Genomic DNA, 26,997 nt, shown 5'->3' with positions numbered 1-26,997 from the left:
AATTCTCCACCTCCTTATGAAGCAGCACGTTAAGACTATTGCTATAATATTAAGTATGTTCCATTGCTTATCGAGTTTAGCTCAAGATACACTTAATCAAATAGATCCAAGACAGTATGTCACAATTCAGTACAGAAAGGTATTGACTCGTGACAGGTCGGACACACTATGGAACTGGGAACACAGAAAGGGAATACCGAATCAAAAAGTGCATTACATTGATATAAATGGAGAAATAAGGATTGACTTTTCAAGGCTTGGCTTAAGCCAAAATAAAGAATTTGAAGGTGTGGTATCCTTAGAAGCTGAAATTTCAGGTTCAAACGGAACAAGAAAAATAGAAGTAAATCCCTACTCTGAAATAGGTGTACAAAGAATTCCAATAGGAATTAAATCAGAACCACCTTCTGAAATTGCAAAAAAATTATTAAATATGCTTTTGTCAGTTAGAGATGCTGATACTTTAAATTATAAATTCAATGGTTATCAACAATTTGATATAGCTACTTTAAATCTAAGAAAAAATGTAGATACAAGGCTGAAAGAATTCAACGCAGAAAAGGTAGAAAAAGAAATAAGAAATAAGGGTTACGAGCTTTCTCTATTAATACGGAATTCGCCTTTTAGGAGTAGCATGGAACGTCCCATTTCTGTTAATTTCTTTTTTGATCCAAATATAAAAATCGAAGAAATTAAGGATTATGTCACCAAAATTACAAGTGATTTCAACACAATTTACAAAAGTTTTAGTAGTGGTTATATTAGAGATTTAAATGCAGCTTTGGAATATAATATTGATAGAACGAACCTCATTTTAGATTATTTAGCATCTTTTGAAAATGCGGGCGAAGATGCTACGAAAGCTTTTTTCTTACTACTAAATAAAGACTTAGTAAGTTATAAAGCATTAAAAGCAAGCTTTGTAAATAATCAAAAAAAATTATCTCAAATAAACACAAATTATAGACCAGATGATCCTCGCTTAGACTCCACTCTATTATACAATGCAAACTTAATAGTAAGTTCAACTAAAGTATTCAGTGAGTTATCAAACTTCAGAGGATCAGCTTTGGAAAAAATTCTAATAAATATGATGAAACAAAATCCATATATATATAATGAACCAGCAGGCCTTCGAATTAAATACAATGAAAAAATTGTAGAGAAATTTATGTTCCTTGATTATATAAGTACTTATTTTCAAAATATTTCAGAAAAAATTTCAGAAGTTGCCGGGAAATCTATTTACAAAAAACTAATATATGCAACTATTGATTTGGGAAAAAGTGGTGCAAAGGACGGGGAGGTGATGAATATTTATCTTACTTGGATTCTAGACTCAAAAAAGGATAGTCTTGCAAATTCTCCACGATTATCAATCGGCAAATATTTCCTAAGGCAAACTGGATGGCAGGTGTCGGTTTCAGATATGTTCTCAATGGTTAAGCGAATAAATGAACAAAATACAAACCTGACTTCAACTTCGATTTCTCCATCAAACTTTAAAGGCTCAGGTGGCGCAGTCTTGATGTGGACTTATAATAAAGAAGACAAAGGGCTTACTATTGACTCTAACAAACGAGGTGAGCAAAGGATTAGAAGGAAGAATAAATTTTCTAATTTTCTTGAACCCTCACTTGGAATAAATATATCATATCTTGATTTTAGCATTGAGAAGGATGTAGAGATAGGCACTGGAGCTCAGCTTGGGTTATTCAGAAACAAAATATTTTTGGGATATGGTGTTAATCTACACATGATAAGTCCGACAAATCAATCTCCAACTTATTTTTTCATTGGATTTAGCTTTGCCAAGCTTTCAGACTTATTCAAAAATAGCAGTAGTGTTTCCAGTCAACAATAGATACCTTTTATAGGGTTTTGTTATAAGCCAACTCCTTTAAAGGAGTTGGCTTATATTTGATACAAGAGTTTGATATAAGAGAGTGGTAGCTCAAATTATTATGCCGTTTTAAAACAATGAGCTAATTATCATCCACCTTTTTTTACCTGCTCAAAATCCGCCAAACCGTAGACCTCGCCTTAATCCCAAACTTCTTCATCATCGCCTGCTCTCAGGCCGTTTTTATCAACAAATAAGCCCCAGCATCTACCCGGGCTTTATTATTACTTTGAATCTGTATTATAAGCCCGGTAAGTTCGTGCACCACCATTTTTAACCATTTCACGAATCCAACCATTACCCAAGGGTATGTACTGCACATTAGCAGGCGTTGTGTTTTCTTTAACACTGTGCATAACTTCCATTAGTTGTTTGACGCTTTTTACTAACTCTGGATCGGATCGGTGCGAGGTAAACTCAGGGCTTTTAATGTGAGTAATCACCAGGCCAGGTAAACCAATCTTACCCTCCCGAACCAGGGCCGCCACTGCTTTATGCGCATCATCCGAATTCAAAGCCTTCAGGGTCTTATCGTACTTCGTCGACGAGCGGGCATTAGTCACATGCTCACCACCTTCGACTTCAATATCCGAAAATGCACCGGTTCCCTGAATACCACCGCTTTCGTGTTTGGCTCCCCGAAGCTTGCCCCCATCACGGAGCTTAGTTGAGGTTATCGCCTTAAACTGTTTGGTAATGGCATAGATCGAAGCCAGGATCGACGCTACCGTAGCAAAGTAAGCGATCGGTCCAGCGATAGGGCCCAGGGTAGCCGAACGAGAGGCATAACTCGTCAGGAAGCGAATGCCTTCACTAATGGCCACCGCCTGGTTGGAAATCTGGGTTGCCGCATCAATGGTTTGCTGAACAGCCAACGCTTTTCGCTTAATGGATTCCTCTTCGGCTTTTTGTCGCTTGAGGTCGTTGAGCTCCTGTTGCCTTAAGAGTAGGTTGTTAGCATACCCTTCCTTATCGCGCTCCTCTTCGATACTAACCTGTTCCTGTTTGGCCTGAATCTGGGCCTCCAAAGCCTGTATCTTCTCATCACTCTGTTCGATGATTAGCTGCGTTGTTGACTGGATAGCCGAACCGATCTGAGCCATACCATCCCGGAAGGTTTTTAACTGCTCATCATTCATGCCGTTGGTAATGCCCAGCAGTTCATAAATATCCCGGCTCTTAGGCGTATTATTGGTGAGCTCAGTTTGCTGCTTTTTTAGTCCGTCGACAGCCGCCTGCGTCTGGGTGATAAGTAACGCGTTCTCAGCTTCTCCCTGCTCTTTGAGGAGTTTAATCGTTTCTTCCCCGTACTTGATCCGGATGGCTAATTTAGCCTGTTCCCGTAAGGTGGTAATGTCGTCTGCATTCAAGGTAGGGTCTACCGCGCGTTGGTTGGCTTCGAATCGATTTGTATCGGTAAAGGCCGTTTCAATGCCCTCCTGATCTTTGGTCTGCTTCAGAATCAGATCAACAGCCAGGGCGTTTCGGTCCCGGTTCCGCTTGGCCACCATCGCATTATAGACGGCGCTGTTCTTGGCTTCATTCGCCAGAATTTCCTTCCAGGCGTTATCAAAGGCTTCCAGATCGGCTTTACTGTAGACGTTCTCGATTAGCTTACGCGCTTCATTCCGCTGCTTGACCAGCTCATCATACTGCTCGGTGTTCTTCTTCTCGATCAGTAGCTTCTCGTCCCAGAAGGTATCGAACAACTGCAACTCAGTCTCATTCGACTTCTTGGCCAGCTCCAGCAGTTGATACTCTTGGCGAACGCGCGATAGGACCAACTGACGAGACCGTTCATCCTCAATCTGCTTCTGGCGATCGGCAAAGATCTGGGCAATCATGGGAGCCGAATTCTCCAGGGTGATACTGGTATCCGCCACGACCTGACGCTTGCCATTGACAACGGCCGTCTTATCGGACTTGGCCAGTTGTAATTTCTTTTCGATCGCATCCCGTTGAAGTTTCAATTCCTGCTGATCCAGATCCGCCCGGGCATTGATATAGGCAGCGCCATCTTTCTGCAATTGCTGCAACCGCTCTTTGCCATACTCCGATTCTAGCTTCTGAGCTTCTTTGGCATACTCCTCCCGGGCCGCCAGTAGCAACCGGTTGTTCTCATCTTCGATCGCCTGGGCCTTCTTACCCGCTTTCTCTTTTTCTTTGTCAGGGCCATCGCTGAGGAGCTGAGCCAGATTCTTTGCCTGATCATCGGCTTGTTTTTTGAGCCTGGCTACCTGGGTATCGGCTAACTTTTTGGCCGTACTGGCTCCGAATAACGTTTGTCGGGATTTGGCAAACGCTTCATTCAGTTTACCACTGTCTTTACCCGTTTCCTTGATTTCCCGCTCTAACTCTTTCTTGAGCCGGGCATGCTCAGCGACCGCCTGCTGATAAATCTCCTCCCGTTGTTTCTGCACCGTATCGGCCGCATCCCGTTCGGCTTTCGACTGTACCTCTCCCCGCTTTTTATTGAGCTCGGTGATAATCTTCAAATCATCATCGACACTCTGTTTTTCTGCCCTGGCAATCCCACTCATCAGGGCTTCTTTGCGGGCCGCATCCAGGTTAGCCTGACGCTGCCGGTTGGCATCCTTACCAGCGGTTATCAATGCGCCTAGTAATCCATCTTGATCATTGTTGACATAACTACTGATAAACGTTTTAAAGACCGATGTCTTTGCCCCGATCTCATTAACGAAAACCGTAAACCGCTGCACCATACCCCGCAGGAATCCGTCATTGCTTTGGCCCAGATTCCGAAAGAACGCATCAATGGACGTACCGGCTTTGTGCAGATCTGTGGCCAGGTTATCGGTGTTGGTTTTGGCCTGATCATAGGCTACCGAAGTACCAGTGAGCGTTTCGGTCATTTTAGCCACCTCGTTGCGGGCATCGAGTACCTGCTTAGCGGCTACAATATTCTCGGTACCGAATACCTTGGCTTGCTTGGAGGTGGTGTTGTACTTCTCAGCGGCATTGTCAAGGGCTACGTTTAAGCCAACAATCGACGGTCGTAGGTTTTTGTCCGAATCCGTTTCGAGTTTTAACAGCACATTGCGAAGGGCGGTACCGGCTTCGCTGCCTTTGATCATCTTGCCCGCCAGGATCTGAAGCAACGCGTTACCCTGTTCAAAGGAAAGGCCAGCGGCTTTCATGGCCGTACCCGAATTTTTCAGTGCTTCTGCCGTGTCATTGATTTCGGAGTTACCCAGCTTAGCACCCGCGGCCAGTACGTTACTGAACCGGGCCGCCTGATCAGCGCCTTCCTCGAATTGAGACAAACTACCCAGTAAGGCTCTGGCCGTTTCATCAAGTCCCTGTTTAGATGCCTGCGAAAGGATAATAACCTCTTTCGTTGTTTGGGCCAAAGCTTCATTGTTCTCTAGTAATTCGGGTTTGATACCGGCGATATTTTTGAAGGCTTCGAGTACCGTCGTGCCGGCGATGCCAGTATCTTTTTCGATCTTCTGGGCCTGATCGTCGAGAAACTGTAAGCTTTTACCGGTTGCCCCAGTCAAGGCCGATACTTCCGACAGCTTTTCGCCGTATTCAGCCCACTCTTTAGTTCCCTTGATGACGGTACCTGTAACGGCCGCAACTGCCCCAGCTGCGGCCAATGTACCACCCGAGAGTTGAAGTCCTGATGCATCTGCTAGTTGACCAACTACCGCATCAGTCACATTGCCTAGAGTGCCACCTTTAGACAAGTCGCCTTTGGATGATCCACTACCACTACCTGGCAAGAAACGGCCTTTCTCATCCCGAGTGGGTACGTCTACTTTGGGAATTTTAAGGCCTTTTGAAAACTTAGCCTTCAGTTTATCCCACCACGAATCGGCTTCTTTTAGCGGCTTGTTGATGCTCTTCTGAAGCACATCCTCCACCTGGCTAATCTGCTTTTTAAGCTCTCCGTAAGTGTTGGCCGCGGCTAGTTCCTCCTGCTTTTTCTTGATCTCGGCCGTGACCTGTTTAATGCGATCCTGCTCTTTGCGGTACGAAGAGGCAGCCGCTTCCACCCGCTGGTAAATTTGGACCTGCAAGCCCAGTGATTGATTGAATTGCCCCTGCTTTATCGTTGTTTCGGCCAGTGGGTTCTTTTTGGCCTGCCGGGCAATTAACTCATCAACTTTACCCAGGGTATCCGATACGCGGTCTATCTGGGCAAAAAACTCTGTCAAGTCTAAACTGTACTTACTCTCGATCTCGGTCATGATGCCCTAGTGTTTATAGCTGTCAGCAATTTCCTGATTCCGTAATTTGGCCGCTTTGTAGAGGTAGTAAAACTCCACGCTGGGCATACGCTCCAGTACGGCTACTCCTTCTGGTCTGCCTTCGGCCAGGTTCAATAGCAGTTGACTCCAATACATATCCCTCTGGGCTAGTTGCTGTCCGATTGGGATGGACTTTGGGGGTGATCCTGTCTCAGTACGTCCAGCGTTGGTAGCCTTGAGCCCAAAGAAATCTGGGTGAGCGTGTTCAAGTTTTCGTCCGAAATTTTGAGGAAGCTTAACGCTGAGGCCAAAAAAAAACTATTCGCGATGCCCGCCTTCTTCCAGGATTCAATCTTCTGAGTGGCAAATTCAGGATCGAACGTTTTGGTATCCTCGTCGTGTCGATTGATAAACAGGGTGCAGATGTAAAGCACCGGCGTTTCGCGGGACAACAAATCGGCCGTGCCACGAATTAAATTATCCAAGATCACGGCTACATCACCCGGCCGGGATTCGTTATTGGCTTGATAGGCGCGGTGCATTTCCGCAATGAGCGCCTTTTCGTGCCGTCCTAAGGCGGCAAACAGACTGTATTTTTCCAGGTATCGGTTCCGGATCAACGGCAGATCCAGGTCGTGTTGCACATGGAAAAGGTGACCATCGGCTTCAAACTGTTTGGTATTAGGAGAGAGGATGACCGGTTGCAGGTCGGGATTGGGCTCACTCATGAGTAGTTCTTTAATATAGGTTAATTCAACTATCACACGATTTTTTATCGTACCACTAAGTATGCTTCAAGTGGTTGCCAATTGGTGTTCGACTTGAAAATGAATAGTCAGGCAACAGCGTATCCAGAGCGGCTTTAATTTGCGGCTTTCTCAGATTTTCCCAGCCAATTGAATAGGCTGTTTTGAGCGAATAGCCCGCTTCACGAGCCGCCCGGCTGGCATTATAGTGCTTGCGGTAAAACTGGATGAAATGTAGTTGCCGCCGGGTAAGCGGGCGCGCGCGAACTGGTTGGGTTGCCATCGGAGCAACCGGCCCAAAATCATTTGCTGGATTCATTGGACAACAATGAATAAGAGTTAGAGCCACCTCCAACAGAAGTAGCACACAACATGGATTGTTAATGGGAAATGGTTAGCCGAAATGGCTAGTAGTCAATTTACGGCCGGACCGATGGCCAAATGTTCCAGTCAACTAAGGCGTGACCAAGCTAAGTAGTCCAGCCAGTTTACGGAGTGGCTTGCTCCAAAGGTCATTCAGCGTGAGGAGGTACGGCCGGAACTCAATTGGCTATACTGATTGACTGGTATAAATATACAAAAAAACTCAGGTTTCTTCAGGTTATAAGGCGAAAAATAAGCCGTTTACTAAAGTGATTAGTAGGAGTTCCAATATTCAGGCGGAAAAGGGTAGTTTCGTTTCTTCTCCCAACCCACTAAATCACCTTCCTATGAAAGCTACTGTTAAAATAACTATCAGCCATAAAGGAGGAATAGGTAAGTCAACCGATAATGAAGTCGACTTTTGGACGGCTGTTAAGGAATTGTCGTACTATAAAACTGATTTTATTGACACGTACGAGCGTGTATTACGGGACAAATTGAATTATAAATTAAAAGAAGCAATTATTTATAAAACACAAAATGAATTTAATAACGCTAGTCGAGGTTCAGAATATTTTATTTACGAAAATTTAATTGAAAATTATTATGAAGAGCGCCAGACCAAAATTAAGAACCTAAGGAATAATAAGCAATCTGATAATGAACCAGAAAATAATCTAAGAGATAGCATTGAGATTGCGGAGAAATTAGTTGATCTTACAAAGAAAAGAGATGCATTTTTATCGAGCAATTTCTTCATTGGTGATCTCTATAAGAAAATGCGATTAGCCCAACAATTAGAATTTTCAGTAAATAATATAAGGTACGGATCTCTTCTATTTGATTTAAGTATAGAGCCGGCACAAAAGGCTTTGGAGTTTTTTGACAATAATTTTGATTACATGCAAGTCTTTTTAGAGGGGTATATCGCTTCAACATTTAGTGAAATTTTTAATATTGATACAATAAATTTTGAAACAAATGTAAATGCTCAGGCGACAGGTTTATTCCCGGCTATTACAACCACACAATCCACGACAGCGGCTAATAAAACAACTAACACTATGGATAAGGCCAAATGGACTTGGGCACTAGTTAATGGCTCCTTTATTATACCTTTGGCAATAGCAGTCTATTTAGTCTTTTCCTATCAATCTAAGCTTGAAAAAATCCAGGAATTACAGGACAAACGAACCAATATGATATTGGCAAGCCAGGATCAGTTAATAAAGCAATTTAGTGAGCAGCTTAAGCGATCAGACCTGATAGTGGAGAGAATTGTCGATGACTTCTTTAAGCCTAAAGCTTCACCCTTGTCAAAACCAAACCCTAGACCGAAACCCAAGCCGAAATCAGGTAACAAAAAAGCAAGATAAGGTTTAGTAGTAGCTGGAATTAATATAAGAATGATATCATTACGGTTCTAGATTCGTGTCGACTCTCCTTCAATGGCCGTAAAGCAGGTAAAGAAATAAATAGCCATTTTTATTGCGAGAAGTATTTTGCATAGTCTAAAATACATAATTCTTCAAACGATAAACCCAGATACCATGCTAGGTGGATTTGGTGCCAATTTTTTGTTCTACTAAATATTAATTGGCTATAATCAGATCAAAAAACAATCACTGATCCATCAGGTAATGTATACGACTGCAACTGTTTCGGCTGATTGGCATCGCCAGGCACTTGTTTATACCGGCCATAGATCTGAATCATCTTGTCAGTCGCATCTTTAGCATCGTACAATTCAATTTCAACGGTCGTTGTCTCGGTCACGAAATCGTCGGGTCCCTTGGTTACCGATTTACGGCACTTGTACTTTTTAATCAGGCCAATGCTTTGCCTGGCCTGATCGGACAGCAGATCGATATCACCCGTTTCCGAAAGAAAGGGTTCCATACTCCCTCTACCCCAAATGGACATCCGGCCAATGGCTTCACCAGCACTCATTGCGTACTCTTCCATCAAGGCTGATAGGGCCGCCTTAACAGCCGGTTTTCTCAGTACCTTAGCGGCTTCCACGCGGGCGTTCTTTTCGGCATAACCTGCTTCGCGCGCGGCCCTGGCTCCAACACCGTATTCCACATAGGCGAGCACAAACCGTTTTTGCCGTTCGGTCAGCGAGGCCATTGGATCGGGTTTATCAACTGGTATTGGTTCTTGAAATGATTCCATGGATCAAGGACAACGGGGCTCCTGGGGGGTCGTTGCAGATTCGTTCTTGACTAGAGAAAAGATTTACCGGTTAGTTACGGCCGAACCGGCGGCCAAAGTAGTTTCGTCAACTGCGGCATGACTGGCTCCAACGATCAACCCAGGCCAGGTTGATACGCCCTAAATATACAAAAAATCCACAACCTCCCCGAAAGACCGTTTACCTGTCAACTGCGTCCACTGTAAGCCCAGGTGGCTTACAAAGGTTAACACTTTTGATACATTGGAGATGTTAACCCACCTTTTTCAATTCAGCCATTTGCCTAGCGTCGTGCCTTTTCGGAGGGCAATGTATTCTTTTCGAACCTGCATACTGGCTTCATCATACTCCTGGCAGAGTTGGGCATACTGCTGACTTTGCTGGCGATGAAAGTCCACCTGATCATGACCAATATAAAGACAGCAAGCCAAAGCGTGAAAATCCAGTCCTTCCTGTTTCGCCTGCTCTTCACAGGCCTCACCGAATTCAATTGGATAAATAGGGTAAGCGGGTTCAGGTGTCGACTGGTCGCTTTGCTGCCAAATGGCAAGCGCCTGTTGATACGCTTTTACTAACTGATCATAGCGCTCAATATGAAGAGCAATGAATTGAGGTAATAAGTCTTTCCAGGTAGCAGGCGTATAGGCGTCAGGAAAGAATTGGGCTATACTGGCTTGTAAGGTAGTCATACCGGGCTTATCATTAGCAGTGACTTCGCTAGCCAACCGCTGGTAATCATTGGCTAGCTGCTCGTAGCCAGTGGCCTGCTTCTGCCAGTGCACGTTCTCTTTGGACAGGGCGGCTACTTCCCACTGAAGTAGGTAATGAGTCAGGGCCAGAAACTCATACGAATGTCCCTGCTGCTTAGCCAGCAGCCTAACAGCTTGCCGAAGCTCAGGTGGAACCATTGGCCGTACAGCATTGGGATTTAGCTGGCGCTCCTGATGGTATTGATCACGCAGTGTTAAATAGGACTTGATCCCGAGGTCGACAAAATCAGACAGTAGCCTTGGCCAGGTCAGCCAGTTGTAGCGGGATGGGAATGCCTTGGCAATAGCCCGGCGAAGTTGGGAATGAAACATAGTCATGAAATGGGGATTATGTGCGCTAAACTATACAGGGGTACTTGGTTGGGTACCATCCCTAAATGCTGAGCGAATTGGGATCGATTGGGACTAACAATGAGAGTTGGCGGAATGCCCGGCGCATCCCAATCCGCGGGATAGCTATTGCAGGGCTTAACGTCCAAGACTTCGCCCACTATGGTCTGACCGTCCAGGATCAGACTGGGTTGTGGTGGGTCAGGCGGTTGGCCTAGCAGAAAGTCGGCCAGGTCTAAGCCATCGGCTCGCTGCTGGTCGGTGGCTACCCGTTCCAGTAAATCCGATACCTCAATCTGAAAGCCCGCTGCGGCTAGCAATTCCGCGCGTCGACTCCAGTCTGCATAGGCATTCAGATCTGGAAACAGCACGATCTTTCGTCCACGTAAGGGAGTCAGCCGCTCGGCATTTAGATACGACAAAGCACCAACGGCCAGCCAGGTAAATTCAGGGAAATAGGGCGTACAGACCACCGCCGTTTTGGGTGCTTCGACGATCGCAATGGGTTGATCAATAGGAGCGCTTTCAAGTTGGGGTAAGCCAAACAAACAGGGAGATCGTTCGGCATGCTGCTCATACGCTGTCAACCAGTCCGGAATAGGGTTGTTGGCCGTCCTATAGCGATGCAAGAGAGCCGAATGAACCCAACTGGTTTTACTGCGTTTCTCGCCATTCCGATCCAGATACTTGATTGTATGCCAATCATCGCCGAAGAGCTTAATCTGCCCACCCCGCTTTCGGTTTTGCTCATCGATATACCAGAATACACAGGCACCGGGCCAGTAGGAGGAAGTGCCAATTTGGAACTGCTGTAGCAGCTGAGTGGCTACCCCAAAACCGAAGTGCTCATGTAATAGACTCGCAAATTGGTTCTTTTCATACTGGCCTAGCGAAGGGAGGAATAGCTTATCCGGCAGGCTGTATACTGGTTTAAGGTTGTTAGGAGTAGGCCGTTTCTCGAAGACATAGGCTGCTACTCGTTCAGCTTGCTCAGTCGAAGCACCTTCCATCGTCTGAAGGCTATGGGTAATGCCCACTTGGGTAGATCCGGCGTGCTTCCACTTTGCCGCCAGTTTAAACCACTCCTTGGGAATGCCCTGACGCAGTTCTTCAGCGTAACTAGTACCTGTTGGTCCTTTGCTGTAGGGACTCAGGTGATAGCCGCAATTACTTTCCCGATCACAACGGCCATAGATGTCAGGCAGGGGCTCATTGGTCTGGGTATCAACGTACCGGCTGAGGGTATTGCGGTGCTGTGGAGCGCAATCCGGACAATCCGATTTCAGGGCTTTCTTAGGAAACTGAAAGCGGTAGGACTTTGCCTGAGTTGTCATGATAAGAAAAAAAGTAGTTGGTTGGCTGACCACTTTCACCACTTTTGCCACCAGAGGAGGCCGTGCAAAAAGTGAAAAAAGTGCACCTTCAGAAAACAAATTATTTTTTTTGGCTCCGCTGGGGGCCAATGCACATGCCAGGTAAGCCGTGCAAAAAGTGAAAAAAGTGATGCTCGAAAAAAGAAATTATTTTTTTTCGTACGCTATTGGGTTCACTGCAAGCGCAAATAAAGGGTGGCAAAAGTGGTAAAAGTGAGGGCGGGAAAACCTACTTTTTTTTAGTAGGGCGTATCCGTCCGGTGGACATAGACCACATTACCCACATTCCGGCGTTCCGTCTGGATACCGATACCGTTGAGCCGCTTTTGAAAATTTGGCTTTTTGACCGGGGGCATGCCTGACTCCAGACAATACGCCCGGTAGTCACGGTACAAGTCTTTTAACAACACGTATCGATCGGAACCAACACTGTATTCACTCTCATCCAGAAACAGCCGTACGCTGTCCGACTGCTTTTTATAGATATCCAGCTGTTCCTGTACCGCTTCACATGGCGTAAAGTTGCCCTGAGCCAGGAGTCGGCGTAAGCCCGCTAATACCCAGTTGAAAACTCCGGATAGTTCCATCTGAATGATTCTGTCCGCTAGCTGCTTGTCCTGTTCCGCTTCGGGAATCGTTATGTTAAAGGGCACGATCAAAAATCGGCGAAAGTAAGCATGGGTGTGTTCAGGAGAATTGGGCAGCTCATTGGTGTTGGCCAGCAGTTTGGCGTAGTTGGTCATGGTAAAGGCCTGCCCATATAGCAGGCGAGCTTCTACTGGTTCTCCGGATACCAACGCCTTAAAGGTGGTCGATTCCAGATTACCACTGATTTCAGACGCATAGTTCAACAGCTTGTTTTGAATCTGTGCCCGGTAAGCGGGTTCGGTGGTCAACTTCTCCAGGGTGAAGTTGCTGACATTGGGTTTACCTAACAAGCCCATTACAATCTCAAAAAACACGCTCTTCCCATTGGCACCCGATCCGTAGAGTAGCATCGCTTTTTCGAGTTTCAACCGACCCTGATTGATAAAGACGTAGCCTAGGTATTCGGCCAGTAGCTTTTGACAGTCGCTATCAGGTTGCACTCTATTTAGAAACGTCTGAAACTGGGGAGCCGTCGCAGTGGGATCGTAAGCAAAGGGGAGTTGATGCATCAGTAGGTCGGCCGGATTGGGAGCCCGTAGGATCTGACGATCGGCGCTGATCTCGAAAGTTCCATTTTGCAGGTTGATCTTTACCCTATGCTCATCGACTACCGGAGCGGGTATATACGCCGTTTCCGAAAACTGTTCAAAGAGCTTTTTGGTAAAATCAACCGAGCGGGCTTTTAGCCAGGCAATGCCCATCCGTTCAGCGGCTTCCCCCAGGAACCTACGCAGGTCATCATGATTCACCACTTGCCAGAAGGAGCCGTTATAGAAGTAGAAAAAATCATGTCGACGACAGATGTTCCACTGATTACGTTTGGTCAGCTCCAGAATCTGCTGGGAGACTAGTACATGGTAATCGCTCACCTTAAGCTTAGCATCCTCATCAGTGGGATCAAACCCGGCCAGGGCTCGAAAATCCACCTTCTTAACCTGCTCCAGGAGGCTGGCCATTAGCTGCTCATTAGGCTGAAAAACAAAAGCCGTATGCCTAAGAATGCGGGCCTTATCAGCAATATCCGCTTTTGCCTGTGTAAGGAATGGGTTAGCTGCTCCACCATTGGCTGTGGGGGGAGCTGCCGGACCTGTTGTATTGGCAGCTGTGGGTTTAGCGCTGACCGGTGGAGTAGTGGCTCCGCTTGGGGGCGTAGTCAGGGTGCGTCTCCATTGTGGTTTCATTGACTATTTCCTTTTCTTTTTACGGTGGAAAACTGGTGTAGATCGTAGATCTGGCCGAATGGTGGAAGTAGGCTTTGGGAAAGTAGGCCCCAGAGCGGCTAAAGGTGCAGATTGCATCCCTGACCTACGTAGTAGCGAAAAGAACCAGTTTCGAAAGGTTTCCAGGTCAGAACAGGCAAAGCGAACCGCATCGGGATCATCTTGCTCACCTTGCCGGTCAGCAGTGATCTCGACCGTGATAGTGACGCCACCAACCTCCGAGCGAACTGCATCGAAGGGCCGTTGACGAATCAACTCCCTCATGCCACCTGTAGGAATATCTTTCGCTTTGAGGCCATCATACACGCCCCGGGTAAAGCTGCCATGGGCTTTTAGGATGGCGAATACCTTATCGATTAAGTACCGACGGTAGGCAGGATCGTCGAGCGCGTGTGGAGGTGAAGAAAGTGGACTCATTTTGCCACCTCCTCATTCTGCTTCCGGTTACCTTGCTCAACCCAAGCCTCTAATTCACTTTGGCGAAAGTAAAGGCGATTGCCGCGTTTTTTGTGGGGAATGGCCCTTTTTGATACAAGGGTATAAATTCGGGCCTCACTCAGGCGAGTAATCTTCACTGCCAGCGCTACTCCTCCAACTTCATCAATAGGATTCGCCTGGCTAAGTTTGGGAAAAAGATCGGCTAACTCATCGCGTAATATTTCGCGAATTACTGGCCGGATTGCTTGGTCTGCCCAAGCGCGTAAATGTACTTCTGCCGTGGTCATAACTTTATGTGATTAAGTTCTGACCACAAATAAAATAGCCCAAAACTGGATAAAATCAAGTCTTGGGCAGTATTTCGCCTATTTAAAATGGACAATTTTCGTTTTGTCCAAAATTGCGTATAACCTGCTTATAACTAGCTATTTGCGACTTTTAATTTGTCGGACAAATTGTCCACCATATTGAAGCGGTGTCTCTTGTTTGCCAATGCATTTAAGATATCGACCAAGTCCTTTTTCAGTTGCTGCTAAATTTAAGCCTTTTGATTGCATATACTCCCGGATGGCAGTTTTAACTATCTCTTTATCTGGCATTGGATTTTTTTTGCTTCGTTCCTTGATTACAGCATCACTTAGCAAATTCTCAAATCGAACTACAGCCATGCGCGCTTTTCGCTCTCGCTCCGGATTTTCTTCTCTAGGCTTACTTATTACTTTCTTTGTTGATACTTCTACATTCTTATTGGTTAGCGAAGGTATTGAGACATTGCCGCTAATTTTTCCTTTGATCCATTCAATAATCAACCATTCAGCAGCGAGGTGGCTTGTCTCTACCTTAATCTTATTCCTGGAAAAAGAATTGATTAAACTCAAATCAAATTCAATATCTGTTGGATGACGGTCTACATAAACATATACGAAATCAGAACAAGTACGATTTAAATATTGGGTAGTAAAGCATTGCCAGGGAATAAATTCAAAGTTTATATTGGCAACTGCACTACCTTCAGCCTTTTTCTTATAAATGATAAGCCGAGATTTATACTCAGTTTTCAGATTATCTTCCCTTTCTTCGTTTGTCAGTAATAAGGATAACTCAGCTTCAAGATCCGCAGTTACTGATTTAAATTCGATAACAGCAGAATTAGACGACTTCGTAATAAAAAGCTCCTGTAAATGCTTGATAAGAGCGTTACGGTCTACACGTTTCCGAGCCTGTTGTAAGGCCCTATATTCAATCAATTCGTCTGCCACTTGAACTAAATAATCTCGATAAGCTACTTTGACTTTATCCATAGCAATAAACAAGTATTTGGATTCACGCTCATAATACTTGCCACTGGAGGTGACCTCTTGCGCTACCATTTCACAAAATTCGAGGTAACTTCCATTCTCTTTTATTCGAGCAGCTTTGTAAGAAGCTATTCGGTCGATGTATTCAGCCAGACTTAATTCTGGAGCTTCCCAATCTGTCCCTGTACGCATTAATACCAGTGACTCAATTATCTCTCCTAACTGACGGCAGGTAGAATCTTTTTGCTGCTTGGGATTAAGCACCCAATCATAATCTATTGAAAAATACTCTTCACCTGTTTTAGGATCATAATAGGTAGAATCGTCTACTTTAACTAACTCGTTCATGGCTTGATACCGGTTATGTTAGGAAGAGCATTATTTAAAGTAAAGCATCATAAGCTGAATCGACGGTTTCACTCTCAAAGCTGGTTAGGTACGTTTGGGTGACAGACTCAGTTGTGTGACCCATGGCCTCACTAATAACCCCAGTAGCTATACCTGCCCGTTTCAAGGCAGATGCAAACGAATGCCTGGCAACATAAGTTGTCAGTGGAATCGTAATTCCTACCGCATCAGCAATCGTTTTTAGATTGGTATTTACTTCTCCAAGAACCTTATGGCATCGGTTCTTTATCTGGCTGGCGGTAATATGACGTGAAGTGCTAAGAATCGGAAAAACGTAGTCATTAGGACCAGTTTCTGTGAACGCACGATAAGCATTAATTATGGATAGGGCAGGGGAGGCTAACCGAATGCTAAACCGGCCGCCTGTTTTCTGGCGCATGTAATTAACTCGGTAGTTTCCTGCGGTATCGAGGCCAATATCACGCCATTTCAAGGTGGCAAGGTCAATAAAATTGATTCCACCGACGTAAAAGGAAAACAAGAAAACGTCTTTGGCTAACTGTAGGTGTTCAGTTGTCTTTCTTAAACTAGCATATGGGCCTTGCTTAGCAACTACCTTGTAAGCTTCAATCTTGCGTATATCCTCTCTACTTATAGCCCGCTTCCTTGTTTTAGTAGAAAACTTTCCTAATTGAAACTTATGCTTTTCAGCCGCATTACGGGCAAATGGATAACGCTCTGGCTGAGTGACTTCCTCGGCTATGGCTTTGTTAAGGACTGCGCGTAATACCCTAAACCGTTGGTGTATGGTATTATCCGCGTTACCTCGCTCGCGTAAGTGTGTTTCTAAGGCGTTGCAAAGCTTGACAGTGATCTTTTCAAATGAAAGGTCTTTAACGCCGTATTCCTCATCAAAAAATCGAGATAAAAGAGCGTACAACTCCTTATAAATATCCGCATTGCCATTCTGTCCAGCACGTTTCATTGACTCGCAAAGTCCCTCAATGTATTCGAGTAAGGTAATACTACGGGTCTGCTTGCGGCCTTCAATAGCTTTGATGGCAACATCGTTGGCATCATGGATTGCATCGGCATCAGCTAGGGTGTTGGCTGCATTGCTATATTTTCTTTCCCACTTCTGAAGCTTCGTAATTAAATCTTCTCGGTAAGGCTCGGGGTAGCTTTTGCGAATTTCTTTTTTCTGTGGGTTCCAATATTTCGGATGCAAAGTCAAGCCAGTAGCCAGGTACTTTAGCTTTCTGTCTTTGGTAATACGAACCATAAACGGATGACTCCCATCAGCCATTACCTTACTAGTGTAATAAACAGCTTTCACGGTTGCTTTCCCTTCCTTGTGATCAGTTGTCTTCCCCACGACTAATATTGGTTTAAACCGGATGTTCTGGTTTAAACGTTGGTTTAAACAAATGTAATAATTAATACTATAAGACAACAAACAACAACAAATTGAATTGCATTAAGTTGTTGATTTACAGTGGAAATAATATGGAAGAATAAATGACAAACAAATAAGATATACTTCCTTCTAAGAAGGCGGTCATTGGTTCGAATCCAATCGGGATCACATTGGAAATTAGCTAGTTAACTACATTGTTGGCTAGCTAATTTTGTTTTGGTTTAAACAACTTATACGCTCCAAGCGTAAAACACTCAAGTAGTAGGATAAAATTGGCTTTATGCCTTTTGCCTTATTAAGCCATTCTTCGGTCCGTATAAGCTGCTGTCAGGTACTCGATGCCCACCCAGACGAAAGTAAAGCTATGTATGGGATTACGAGCTGTAGTTTAAGGACAAGAAAAAGAAATTTGTTTTCGGAGCGTCACTTGTTCTGTTTAAAACAGAGAACGTTAACGATTAGTATTCTAATTTTGTAAACAGTAACAAATTCAGTAAAGCCCCCTCACCGCGTTTGCAATCTGGAAGCAATTAATGTCTATTCAATTAAACCGTCTGTAATGAAACGCATTCTGTCAATCGTTCTATCGCTGACTACACTTCTTGCCTTTGGCCAAAACACCGAAATTGGCCGACAAGTAAACCAATCCCTACGCAAGAATAGCATGCCACTTACTGATAGTCTGAATTTGAACGCTCTAAAGACTGATGCAATTAACCAGCCTTACAGCATGACGCTATCTGGAAATGTAACGATAGGTGGTATTAATAAGGTTGGCAAATTAACCTATAACACACTCAATACGGCCAATTCGCTCCACATCGGTATTGATCCTGTGAATGGGGACGACACAAAAGACCCCTCCGATTATACCGTTCAGACTGAAAGTTTTACCAGCGGGGTCGTGTTCAAAACCATAGACAAGGCTATCGAATGGATAAACGGTAGTTCGGGTTATAGCTACTTCGTTAGCATTCGTAACACTACATCAGCTAACCCGGTTGTACTGAGTTCAGACCATGAGGTCAATAACAAATTCGTTTTCCTGTATTCAGCAGCGTATCCTGCCCCCGCCTATATGGCCTTGAATGGGGGGCTGTATGCTAGTCCGGGTTCAATGATCCAATTAACTACGATTGATTTAACCTTAAATGGCTCGAATCGGATTGGATTAGACGGGGGCGATATCGTTGTTCAGGGTTCAACTATTCGGCCTTCAGCGTCCTGTTCAAACCTATATGCTCTTACAGTAGGGAGGATGTACCTTGATAATTCGACCTATGTTTTTAGTGCAAACAATCAGAGTATTTTACAACCATCGGGCGGCTATGGAGCACAGGTGAGTGTTGGGATGCATGGCCCTTTGTTGTTTAGTATGGGTTCGTTCACGGGTATTTCGCTTATTTCGGCAGCGCATAGGGGCTATAATCTTAGTGTGAAGTGTAAGGATAACGCTACATTCCCTACGACCTTAAACATCGAAGGTGGGCTTTTCCAATACGGACAGACCCTTGTGCAGGGACAAGCCATTTTCGACCCTACCAATAGTAGCTATAAGAGCGTATTACACGGTCCTACACCTATCCGAACACCGGATATGAACAGTACCAGTGCCGATTTGACGGGTAGTTTAAAAACGGTGGTCGTTGATGAAAATGGACGTTTTGGGGTTCGTGGTACTAGATTTACCACCGCACAACGCGATGCCCTAACGCCTTATGAAGGCTTAGAAATCTACAATCTGACGACGCACACTAAAGAGTTCTGGAACGGAACTACCTGGAAAACCATTCTTACTAACTAGGCTACTGGTGTTAACCAGGTGGTTACCGGCACCTTATCGCCAGGGCAGTCAACAGTGCCTGATTAGTAAGTAAGAAAGATTACTTACATTGCTTATGCTTATGTAATTTGATGAGATGAAACCACATCATTTAGGGCACAAGATAAGGTTGACAAAGTGGCTACTAACAGCTGCTCTGCTTGGCAGTCTTTTTGCCTTTTTAGGTGGTGGCTTTTTGAGTCAAGACCGCGTAAAAGTCAGCCCAAAGACCGAGCTATCGCTTGTTGCTGAACAGGAGGCCCGTCACCGCGTGTCTGTAAAAAAGACGATAAAGCTGAAACGGTTTTTTATCGCTTATAAGCACGTCCAGTTTGCAGTCTTAAGGTTTTATAACGCTTTGACTAATAGTCATATAAGGCTATTTTGCTCCAGTAAACCAGTACTCACACGTTTGTGTACGTTCGTCCAGTTGAAGGCTATTCCTAGTAGCCCCGACGAGCCATATTTGTCTTCTAGAGGTTAGTGCCTCCCCTATAAGCCTATTAAGTGGCTTTCTCATTATTCTTCTCAGTACTGCCTTCCAGCAGTCTCAACTCATTGATATATGCTTATCAAACGAATTAAGCAGCTTTTAAAGCTCATAGGCCTGGTGTGCCTTATTACACTGGCTTTATGTGGCATAGGTATTGGCGGTGTAGGCCCCGTGTTATCACCATCCAGGGAACGCTATATTGATAATGGAATCAAAACCGAATTCCTCCAAACGAAGGGCGACGAAGGGGATTCTATGGAGGAAGAGGAATCTAAATGTTGAATTTGATTCAATATCGATAAAGAAAAATAGTACAAGATTGTATCCACTTTTAGTGAGGGAAATTCTTGTACCAGTTTCAACTTCGCATGCTCCTGATTTCTTTGTACAGCAATCGGGAACATACAAGACCGGATGCTTACTATGTTGGCTTTATTGGGCAGAGATCTGTTTTAGATACAAATAGTTAGTAATGTAGTGAATGGTTATGTCATACAGGCTACATCAATTTGATGTGGCCTGTTTTATTAATTCATTTTCCGGAGTAACCTTCCAGTCACATGTACAATTGGTCCAGAATCGAACTGGACCAGCATACTGCCATTTCGACCCCGAATACACTTGCTGTCTTCCTATAACACGGCCCTGCATGACAGAGACCCTTCAATGCAGGATCCGTCATGCGGTCACCCAGATACTTGTATTGTCTTTTAGTTTCCATATATAATCTATTTGTTAACTCTTTATTTATTATTTGCGATAATTTAGTATGTTGCATGCATCATAAATCAATGTGTATGAAAAAAGCGCTACCCCCCAAACAACTTATCAACCATATCGAACCTCAGTCCGTCCTTTACCTGACGGGAGATGCTAATTACAGCCGTATCCATTTGATGAACGGAACCGTATTTTTGTCTGCTTATACCTTAAAATGGTTTGCTCAGAAGTGGCCTGAGTTTCTTCGCCCTCACAAACAAGCCCTGGTCAACCCTGCCTACATTCACCGCCTGCAAGTAGCCGCCAGCCTACGATCCCAAAGCTACGTAGTCATGCAGGATCAAGTTCAGCTACCCATATCCCGCCGTCGAGTACCCGTTATGCTATTTCAGCTAGGACGAGCGTAAACACCCATTGTAAACACTTGACTTGAACGTTGCTCAGTTGCACTGACTGGCTTGATTTATGTTATAAACTAGCCGTGTAAAGAGGAATAAGTGAGTAAAATGTAATCTAAAATAGGGTTTCAGATAATCATATGTTTGCTGTTGATCGAAAGGTGAAAATAATTGATTTACAGATTTTTATCTGCTAAAAAAATCATGACATTTTTTCGCCTGTTCGTATAGAAAAAACGAACATTGGCAAGATTTTGGCAAGGTTTCATGTATGAAAGCCATCGCCATGTCACCGCACAAAAACATCTATTTACTGAAAGAGTATATCAAGACATTTCTGGCAACGGAGATCGTTTTTCCCGGTATTCTGCCCCGGCAGTGGGGTACGGACTTTACTCGGTCTGAGTTAGATGGGATTTACTTTGCCCTAAAATTTGTCATCCATAAGGCCCATCCCCTTCAGGATAGACCCATGATTCTGGCCTTTGAGCAAATGGACGAGTTGGATAACCTGAACTTACACTGGTTTTTGTCCGACTACTGGCGGGAACTGGTTGTCATCTTAAGGCTCTATCCTAATTTTGGTGATAGTTATCTGGCCAGCTTAAATTGACGAAAGGATGATAAGCCGCTAGTTGTTTATCATTGTGTCAGCTGTCTTATTATCCCTAAATCGCATTAAAACCTTTTCTGTCTGGAAGAGTAGAAGCCTGCCCAACTCGTATTTCATGAAACCAACCACATGAGTCAGCTTTTAAGCCGCTGGCAAAAAGTACAGTGTAGCCGTTGGCACCATGACTTGCTCCTGGTCAGGATGAGGCATTTGACCTAACAAGGGCGACCTGGCGACTACTACTTTATATAGAACTGGTTTACAGTCAGGACTAAATACTGATACCTTGTGTTCCGTACCTGGCTGGAAGGTTGGCCCAAAAGCAGTATCAAAATCAATCCAGCAGTCAGGAGCTAACTTAGTGGTAGCTTGGCGTGAGCTGTCCTTGTAGAGTAAAAACTGAAGGAGTACTTCAGGATTTAATAAGGTAGCATTACTTTGCAGCGTGTTCATATAATGTAGTTGTTGTAGTATTATATTACAAATAAAATATAAAAAGGCCAAAAAGCTAGTTGTCTTAAGGGAAATGGTCTCTAGTTTGGCGCATGATTAATTATAGTTTCAAGCATACTTGCTTACAATAGGTAGCCGCAAAATTTATGGTCTGTCAAAACAGGGCTGCCAAAGGCTACCAAGACAGTAAGCAATAAAACACGTAGCCAGTTAGGCTTAATTAAGCAGGCAAATACAGTTGGTTGAAACAAATAAAACGGCTTACTACGTTAACTTTGGGTAAACGATAGGAATCATATTCGGTTGAGGTAGCAGGAATAGTCAAGCCTATTCCGATTTAGCGACACGACTTTTACTAGACCGCTTTTTCGGATCACTTATGCATATTGGTTTGATTGGTTGTGGGCTCTGGGGCCAGTTGATTTTAAAAACGCTGACGGAATTGGCTGTGACTGTTACCGTCTGTGATACCGATCCTGACATACGTAGGCAAGCTCTCCAACTGGGTGCTTTAAATGCTACGGCTTTTGTCGATACACTACTCTCTGTCGATGGGTTGATTATAGCCACACCCGCTTCAACGCATTGTGCTGTGCTGGAACAGATTGCGCCATTTGGCAAACCTATTTATGTAGAAAAACCCCTGGCCATCTCTTACCAGGAGGCACTCCGCATTGGCCGATTACCCTTGCCGCCCACCTTTATGATGCATATCTGGCGGTATCATCCTGGTATTGAGCTATTGCAAAAAATTAGTCAATCTGGTGAATTGGGAGAATTAGTACTGCTGAAAACTACCCGCTATAACTGGACAAGCCCACGCACTGATACTGACACGCTTCGAACGCTAACTCCGCATGACCTGTCTATTCTACTGCATATTCTGGGTCAGGTACCAACGCCAAAAGCAGCACTGGCCGAACGACATAATGGACAAATACGAGGCCTAACGGTATTGATGGGCGATAAGCCGGGCTGTATAATCGACGTGTCGACCCGCTATTCGGATAAACGACGGGAGGTGCGGCTCCATGGTACTGCAGGTGTAGCTGTATTGGCCGATGAGCGGGCCAGCGCCGTCGATATTTGGTACGGTACTGACCAGACATCGATCAGCCAACGCCAGCACGAACGTCGTTTATTCGATTCAACAACTCCCTTACAACTTGAGTTGAGCGCTTTTATCGGTTATCTGCAAGGGGGACCTCCACCTATCAGTCCGTTAAAAGAAGGTATTGAATTAATGCGGATACTTGAAGAAATAGAACGGCTTACCTAACTACCTGTCTGCTCGAATGAACGAATCTATTCTGGCCACGATTATTTTACCTACTACCGCCGACCGGGGGATTTTGCTGCCGTTATGCGTAGGAAGTATACAACGACAGACGCTACAGGCCTTTGAGTTGTTTATCATCGGTGATGGGGTTGACGAGGGTACTCGAGCCGTTATTCTTGACTTGATGCGGGAGGATGGACGCATCCATTTTTTCGATCATCCTAAACACCCCCGCCGGGGTGAACTATACCGACATCAGGCACTACAGCAAGCGCGTGGCTTTTTTGTTGCGTATATCTGTGACCGTGATCTATGGTTATCTCATCACCTTCAAACCCTTGCCAAACACCTGAGTATGGCCGATTTAGTGGCCACAAATTATTATTACGTTCGGCGTAATCAGCAGCTGTTCCTGCCCTATTTACCCGTCTCTCCGCAACAGGCAACTGCCCTTAGCATTTTATCGGCAGCAGGGCATCGGCTTGACTTTTACAAAAAACTGCCTTACGGCTGGCGGACAACCCCAGTGAACCGTCCAACCGATCTCTATATGTGGGAACAGATTATAGCCCAGCCCAATTGCCGGTTTGCCATAGCCTGGCAGCCTACTCTCTTATATTTCAAACGAAATGATCATCCTGGTTGGCCTACCGCTCAACGCTATGAAGAACTGGCCCGCTGGACCGCATTGATGCAAACACCAGTAGAGCTACAATCGGCTATAGATCAGGCTTTGGCTAGTTTGTTTTGTGAGAGAAATCAGTTCAAGCGGAGCTGGATACTTGTTCGAGGAAAACGCTTGTCCGATTTGCCTGACTGGCTTAGGGGTAAAGTTCAGCGTTGGCTAAAGAGACCATCAGATCCGTCAGCAGAGGAAAGCTGGCTGCCCGATCCGATAGAATCGGATCGCTGATTCCCCAGGGGATGTTTAGGGCTGGGTCGTCCCAGCGACAACCCAGATTATCATCTTGAGCATAGGTACTATAGCATTCCGAAACAGCTTGTAAATGGATCGAAGGGGTGAGGAAATACCAGCCATGTAAGAGGCCAGCCGGAAAAATAAGCGCCTTCATATCTGCCCCGAATAGCTCGTAAAGGGCGTATTGCTGATAGGTGCGCGAATCGGGGCGGGCGTCATACAGCCCAACCCGGCAATGTCCCTCAAGTAAGCAGAAGTATTCATCATGCCGTTGATGAATGTGCAAACCTCGCAACACATTCGTTCCAGAACGGACTATACTCCATTGCGCAGGGGAAATCCCTACTCCCCATTGTAAAGCAAATGTTTCCGTAAATGACCCCCGCTGATCAGCTATTTCATTGAGTTGCCTTAACTCAACTCCATCCAAAAGTTTTCCTACAATTAATCTGGAAGTCACGGGTAAACTCGGCGAATGATTCATGAATAGGCTTTTTGTCTGCCATTGACACGCTAGCAATACTACTCATAAGTTTGGTGATTTGACCCATAGTTAGCAGGGTATTTTGATAAATAGTTACATTTATTGTAAAAAATATTGGATTAAGGTAGTAGCGTCAACTAATTTTTGGAGATCCAGTATGGAGTTATTGTAGGCTTATCTTCCAAGGTTAATGGGCAGCTCATTAGGTGTCAAAAGATAGTCAGTCTGCAAAAAAAGTAGGCAAATAGAAATATGCTTGCCAGCTAATAACTATTTCCGTAGCTTACATAGGCAGACTTACGGCGGTTTCATTGAGCCTATTTGTAACTCAATTGACAACAAAAGTCCTGCATTACACCTGTTCGCTCCCTATCATTATGACCTGCCAGACCTGCGGCCATCATAACCAGGAAACGTTTTGTCCCAACTGTGGGGAAAAACGTTTCGACCCACACAGTTTAACCCTCAGTCATGTGGCTGAAGAAGTAGTTGAGAGTTTTACCCATGCCGATCATACACTGCTAAGGACGCTAAAAGCCTTACTGTTTCGACCCGGAAAGCTCACGGTTGAGTATGTAGCAGGTCGGCGGGTACATTATATGAAGCCATTAGGCCTATTTTTGGTGGTTAATCTGGTGTTTTTTCTGTTGGCTACTTACAATGCGTTTAACCAACCGCTAAGTAGCTTTCTCAATTATAACAACTATACCGTTTTTGGTACCAAAGAAGCAGTGCAGCAGGCACTGACTAGATCAGGCCAGACGCTGGCAACTTTTCAGCCGATATTCGATGCGTCTATGAAAGCCAGTTCGAAAACCTATCTCATCATACTGATTCCACTGTTCGCGCTAATATTCGGCGTGTTGATGTGGTCTGCCCATCGGACATTTATTGAGCATCTGGTCTTCTCGACACACTTCTTGAGTTTCGTCTTGATCTTTTTTTTACTTCAGCAGTTCCTTATCGTATTACCCTTCATCTGGATAATTGGGCAACTCCAATGGGAGGCCCGGGGAGATCTGATAGCAAGCCTTATTGGCCTGGTTTTTCTAGGCTTCTATCAGGCCCGCGCGTTTAGGCGATTTTACGGCACTGGTACGATCTGGTCTGTCTTTGCTGCCTTATTGAGTACCGTGTTGTTTGCTGGGGTGATCATGGCTTACCGACTGATCCTATTTTACAAAATACTGTACTTGACTCATTCATAAGCGTGCTTATTTTCCATCGTATCAGTATCACATAAAAACTCAATCGCCATGATAAAAAGGAGGTTAGCTTGTTTCTACCTGATAATCGTCATGCTTTACCAGGGAAGGTCGGTTTTACGTGCTCAAAATAATACGCTGAACCAGTGTTTTGAAGAGCAAATCAATGCCAGGCACGCGGTAGTCACGAATAAATTGCCTAATCAATCTGCATCTGCATTGGGTGTACTTTTCGACCCTACACAGCAAAAGCTTCAGCAGATTGACCACGATTGGGCAGAATGCGTGAAAGGCCATCCTATACCTCTATCCACCTTTAAAACTCTCACTGGCGAATCCTATGATTCAGCTTCGTTAGCGGGTAATATTGTCGTAATCAATTTCTGGTTCATGGGATGTGCACCCTGTCGGTCCGAAATGCCCGCATTAAATAGACTAGTAGATGAGTACAAGGGCAAAAATGTTCTCTTTCTCGGTTTTACTCCTGACAGATCGGCTTCGTTAAAACCCGATTTTTTTCAGCAGAATCGATTTGATTTTACCATAGTCCCTGATGCTAAAAACATGGCAAGTTCATTCCATTTCATGGGGTACCCAACTACCTATGTAGTAGATCAACGAGGTATTATTCGCGAAGCTTGGCTAGGAGGGGGTGGACTCAATAAACTTTATCCTTATTACAAAGCTAAAACTGCCATCGACACATTATTGCTGATGAGTAGTAAGTGATCTGCTTATCAGTAATGGAATTGTATACGTATGGTAAATGTTTCATGACTAGCTTACTCTCAGCTAATTTAATCTTAATAGAGCTAAGCTGATGAATAGTGATTGAAATGACAGCAACTCATTTTAAACAGATAATCCGCATAAATTCTAAGCCAGAGCCCGTTTCTCATGTTCCGAATTGATTACCCCAAAATCAATTAAATCATCAATGGGTTAAACCACATCAGGTTGTTTTGTGCCCATACGCCACATATGTGTGGAAAGTCTACTCCTTTTTCCACAACTTCTATAGTATGTTGAGGAATCGCTAAAAATGTAATTAGCTGACTATCAGGAATATTAGGATGATATTAGTAGTTTGGCACAATTTGCGCTATAGAATAAGCAACATAGAATCAGCTAGCTGCCAGCAACCAATGGCAGTGTATTTATAGATTACATACTCAACGTTAAGAAAACTGAAAGAAAGAAGCCTGGCAATAGTCAGGCTTCTTTCGCTTTAAGCAGAGTACGCATTTACTACAGCGGTGCTGATTACGCTAGGTAAATGAGACTAATTACGGATCAAGGACAATACTTGTGGAGGGCGTTGTATTTTTCTAGGTTTGTGCGTTTAATCA

The 26,997-nt window shown here is 44.5% G+C and carries 24 protein-coding genes; 10 read left to right on the top strand and 14 right to left on the bottom strand.

The window, feature by feature from the left end; all coding sequences use genetic code 11:
- Positions 1 to 16 precede the first annotated feature (16 nt).
- Positions 17 to 1,864, top strand: a complete 1,848-nt coding sequence (locus tag ACYVGO_RS38405; RefSeq protein WP_460974097.1) for a hypothetical protein — start codon at positions 17 to 19, stop codon at positions 1,862 to 1,864.
- Between the two features lie 263 nt (positions 1,865 to 2,127).
- Here the strand turns inward: ACYVGO_RS38405 and ACYVGO_RS38400 are convergent, their stop codons facing one another.
- From ACYVGO_RS38400 to ACYVGO_RS38385, 4 genes are read right to left on the bottom strand one after another with little or no spacing between them, the layout of a single operon-like run.
- On the bottom strand, positions 2,128 to 6,117 hold the full coding sequence (locus tag ACYVGO_RS38400; RefSeq protein WP_460974096.1) for a phage tail tape measure protein: 3,990 nt from the start codon (positions 6,115 to 6,117) through the stop codon (positions 2,128 to 2,130).
- 6 nt (positions 6,118 to 6,123) lie between these two features.
- The gene (locus ACYVGO_RS38395) at positions 6,124 to 6,273 is read right to left on the bottom strand and encodes a hypothetical protein (RefSeq protein ID WP_460974095.1); all 150 of its coding nucleotides are present in this window, start codon (positions 6,271 to 6,273) and stop codon (positions 6,124 to 6,126) included.
- Positions 6,274 to 6,284: 11 nt separating this feature from the next.
- Positions 6,285 to 6,845, bottom strand: a complete 561-nt coding sequence (locus tag ACYVGO_RS38390) for a hypothetical protein (protein ID WP_460974094.1) — start codon at positions 6,843 to 6,845, stop codon at positions 6,285 to 6,287.
- A gap of 55 nt (positions 6,846 to 6,900) precedes the next feature.
- Positions 6,901 to 7,182 (bottom strand): terminase small subunit, encoded by a 282-nt coding sequence (locus ACYVGO_RS38385; RefSeq protein WP_460974093.1) that lies wholly within the window; start codon positions 7,180 to 7,182, stop codon positions 6,901 to 6,903.
- Between the two features lie 391 nt (positions 7,183 to 7,573).
- Between ACYVGO_RS38385 and ACYVGO_RS38380 the strand changes: the two genes are divergently transcribed.
- The gene (locus tag ACYVGO_RS38380; RefSeq protein WP_460974092.1) at positions 7,574 to 8,602 is read left to right on the top strand and encodes a hypothetical protein; all 1,029 of its coding nucleotides are present in this window, start codon (positions 7,574 to 7,576) and stop codon (positions 8,600 to 8,602) included.
- 235 nt (positions 8,603 to 8,837) lie between these two features.
- Here the strand turns inward: ACYVGO_RS38380 and ACYVGO_RS38375 are convergent, their stop codons facing one another.
- From ACYVGO_RS38375 to ACYVGO_RS38365, 3 genes are all read right to left on the bottom strand, one after another.
- Positions 8,838 to 9,401: a terminase small subunit gene (locus ACYVGO_RS38375; RefSeq protein ID WP_460974091.1), complete on the bottom strand. Its 564-nt coding sequence runs from the start codon at positions 9,399 to 9,401 to the stop codon at positions 8,838 to 8,840.
- 285 nt (positions 9,402 to 9,686) lie between these two features.
- On the bottom strand, positions 9,687 to 10,502 hold the full coding sequence (locus ACYVGO_RS38370) for a hypothetical protein (RefSeq protein WP_460974090.1): 816 nt from the start codon (positions 10,500 to 10,502) through the stop codon (positions 9,687 to 9,689).
- Between the two features lie 2 nt (positions 10,503 to 10,504).
- Entirely contained in the window at positions 10,505 to 11,854 is a 1,350-nt protein-coding gene (locus ACYVGO_RS38365; RefSeq protein ID WP_460974089.1) for a DUF6371 domain-containing protein, read from the bottom strand.
- On the opposite strand from ACYVGO_RS38365, the gene ACYVGO_RS38360 reads away from it, so the two are divergent.
- Positions 11,853 to 11,999, top strand: coding sequence for a hypothetical protein (locus ACYVGO_RS38360; protein ID WP_460974088.1), 147 nt, complete (start codon positions 11,853 to 11,855; stop codon positions 11,997 to 11,999). The genes ACYVGO_RS38365 and ACYVGO_RS38360 overlap by 2 nt on opposite strands.
- Before the next feature lie 133 nt (positions 12,000 to 12,132).
- Here the strand turns inward: ACYVGO_RS38360 and ACYVGO_RS38355 are convergent, their stop codons facing one another.
- From ACYVGO_RS38355 to ACYVGO_RS38335, 5 genes are all read right to left on the bottom strand, one after another.
- Positions 12,133 to 13,722, bottom strand: coding sequence for a DNA primase family protein (locus ACYVGO_RS38355; protein WP_460974087.1), 1,590 nt, complete (start codon positions 13,720 to 13,722; stop codon positions 12,133 to 12,135).
- A gap of 3 nt (positions 13,723 to 13,725) precedes the next feature.
- Entirely contained in the window at positions 13,726 to 14,178 is a 453-nt protein-coding gene (locus ACYVGO_RS38350) for a hypothetical protein (protein WP_460974086.1), read from the bottom strand.
- On the bottom strand, positions 14,175 to 14,486 hold the full coding sequence (locus ACYVGO_RS38345; RefSeq protein WP_460974085.1) for a helix-turn-helix domain-containing protein: 312 nt from the start codon (positions 14,484 to 14,486) through the stop codon (positions 14,175 to 14,177). Before ACYVGO_RS38345 ends, ACYVGO_RS38350 begins: the two co-directional genes overlap by 4 nt.
- Before the next feature lie 138 nt (positions 14,487 to 14,624).
- Positions 14,625 to 15,845, bottom strand: coding sequence for a hypothetical protein (locus ACYVGO_RS38340; RefSeq protein WP_460974084.1), 1,221 nt, complete (start codon positions 15,843 to 15,845; stop codon positions 14,625 to 14,627).
- A gap of 34 nt (positions 15,846 to 15,879) precedes the next feature.
- Positions 15,880 to 17,220, bottom strand: a complete 1,341-nt coding sequence (locus ACYVGO_RS38335) for a phage integrase SAM-like domain-containing protein (protein WP_460974083.1) — start codon at positions 17,218 to 17,220, stop codon at positions 15,880 to 15,882.
- A gap of 601 nt (positions 17,221 to 17,821) precedes the next feature.
- Here ACYVGO_RS38335 and ACYVGO_RS38330 point away from each other — a divergent pair.
- From ACYVGO_RS38330 to ACYVGO_RS38320, 3 genes are all read left to right on the top strand, one after another.
- Positions 17,822 to 19,066 carry a hypothetical protein gene (locus ACYVGO_RS38330; RefSeq protein WP_460974082.1) on the top strand — a complete coding sequence of 415 codons (1,245 nt, stop codon included), beginning with the start codon at positions 17,822 to 17,824 and terminating at the stop codon, positions 19,064 to 19,066.
- A gap of 1,308 nt (positions 19,067 to 20,374) precedes the next feature.
- Positions 20,375 to 20,704: a LytTR family DNA-binding domain-containing protein gene (locus ACYVGO_RS38325; protein WP_142772597.1), complete on the top strand. Its 330-nt coding sequence runs from the start codon at positions 20,375 to 20,377 to the stop codon at positions 20,702 to 20,704.
- A gap of 262 nt (positions 20,705 to 20,966) precedes the next feature.
- On the top strand, positions 20,967 to 21,308 hold the full coding sequence (locus tag ACYVGO_RS38320) for a hypothetical protein (RefSeq protein WP_460974081.1): 342 nt from the start codon (positions 20,967 to 20,969) through the stop codon (positions 21,306 to 21,308).
- A 141-nt stretch (positions 21,309 to 21,449) separates the two neighbouring features.
- Here the strand turns inward: ACYVGO_RS38320 and ACYVGO_RS38315 are convergent, their stop codons facing one another.
- A complete protein-coding gene (locus ACYVGO_RS38315) occupies positions 21,450 to 21,761 on the bottom strand; it encodes a hypothetical protein (protein WP_460974080.1) in 312 nt (103 codons plus the stop codon).
- A 379-nt stretch (positions 21,762 to 22,140) separates the two neighbouring features.
- Between ACYVGO_RS38315 and ACYVGO_RS38310 the strand changes: the two genes are divergently transcribed.
- Positions 22,141 to 23,040, top strand: coding sequence for a Gfo/Idh/MocA family protein (locus ACYVGO_RS38310; protein ID WP_460974079.1), 900 nt, complete (start codon positions 22,141 to 22,143; stop codon positions 23,038 to 23,040).
- Positions 23,041 to 23,056: 16 nt separating this feature from the next.
- Complete coding sequence (locus tag ACYVGO_RS38305; protein WP_460974078.1) at positions 23,057 to 23,953, top strand: glycosyltransferase family A protein; 897 nt, start codon at positions 23,057 to 23,059, stop codon at positions 23,951 to 23,953.
- Here ACYVGO_RS38305 and ACYVGO_RS38300 read toward each other — a convergent pair.
- A complete protein-coding gene (locus tag ACYVGO_RS38300) occupies positions 23,862 to 24,443 on the bottom strand; it encodes a dTDP-4-dehydrorhamnose 3,5-epimerase family protein (protein WP_142772602.1) in 582 nt (193 codons plus the stop codon). The genes ACYVGO_RS38305 and ACYVGO_RS38300 overlap by 92 nt on opposite strands.
- Before the next feature lie 473 nt (positions 24,444 to 24,916).
- Here ACYVGO_RS38300 and ACYVGO_RS38295 point away from each other — a divergent pair, with 473 nt between their 5' ends.
- Entirely contained in the window at positions 24,917 to 25,651 is a 735-nt protein-coding gene (locus ACYVGO_RS38295) for a DUF3667 domain-containing protein (RefSeq protein ID WP_460974077.1), read from the top strand.
- A 90-nt stretch (positions 25,652 to 25,741) separates the two neighbouring features.
- The gene (locus tag ACYVGO_RS38290) at positions 25,742 to 26,377 is read left to right on the top strand and encodes a peroxiredoxin family protein (RefSeq protein ID WP_460974076.1); all 636 of its coding nucleotides are present in this window, start codon (positions 25,742 to 25,744) and stop codon (positions 26,375 to 26,377) included.
- The last annotated feature ends 620 nt before the right edge of the window (positions 26,378 to 26,997 follow it).

This window comes from Spirosoma migulaei (genome assembly GCF_054776855.1).
This window is presented reverse-complemented; position numbering and strand designations above follow the sequence as displayed.